Annotated in this window: 1 pseudogene; it reads right to left on the reverse strand. The window is 68.8% G+C overall.

What is annotated here, in order from left to right:
* Positions 1 to 824, reverse strand: a pseudogene (locus MOV74_RS39340) (chromosome segregation protein SMC); the annotation flags it as partial.

The following is an 824-nucleotide window of genomic DNA, read 5'->3' on the forward strand; positions in this document are numbered from 1 at the left end:
CCGGCGCCTGCACGTGGTTTGCGAGAGGCACGACGCCCTCGGGCAGCTCGGGATCGCCATCGGTGACGCCGGCATTGGTCCAGCGCATCGGCGCCGACGGATCGACCGGCGCGTCGAGATCGTCGCCGAGCGCGGCGCCGATGGCTTTTTCAAAGCCCTTGTCGACGGTGATGCCGTCGATGATCGGCGGCCACAGATTCTTGGTCTCGCCGTTGAGGATCTTGGAGATCGTGCGCGCCTCGGTTTCGAGCCGCTGCGCGCGCTTGTCGGCCTCGACCAGCGGCGAGCGCGAGGATTCCAGCGTCTGGCGAGCGGCGACATGGGCGGCTTCGCTCGCCTGCGCCGCGGCTTCCGAAGCGGCAAGTGTCTGCTCCGCGGTCTCGACCGTCGCGGTCAGCTCGTCGAGATCGCCGAAACCGCCGGTCTCAGCGGCAAGCTTCTGCTCTTCCGCGGCGACGTTCGCGATCTCCTGGTCGAGCCGGGCGAGCTTGTCGCGGTGGGTCCGGACGTTGGCCTCTAACTGGTTGCGCTTGGCGGTGAGGTCGGCGAGCGCGGTGGTGAGCTCGGCGAATTGCTGCTCGGTCTCGGTCAGCACCGCCTCGGCTTCGCCGACACGCTCGTCGACGCCGGAGCGCTTCTCGACGCGCGACTTGATCTCTTCCTTCAACTCGGCGTCTTCGGTGTCGAGCCGCTGCAGCGCGACGTCGGCGTCCATGGTCTGCTGCTGGGCGCGCGAGATGTCGCCTTCGAACTGGGCAAGGCGACGCTCCAGCTCGGCGACGCGCTCCTTGGCGCGCTCTTCCTCGCGGTCGAGCAGCTCGCGG

Source organism: Bradyrhizobium sp. SHOUNA76 (assembly GCF_023006445.1).
GTDB lineage: Bacteria > Pseudomonadota > Alphaproteobacteria > Rhizobiales > Xanthobacteraceae > Bradyrhizobium.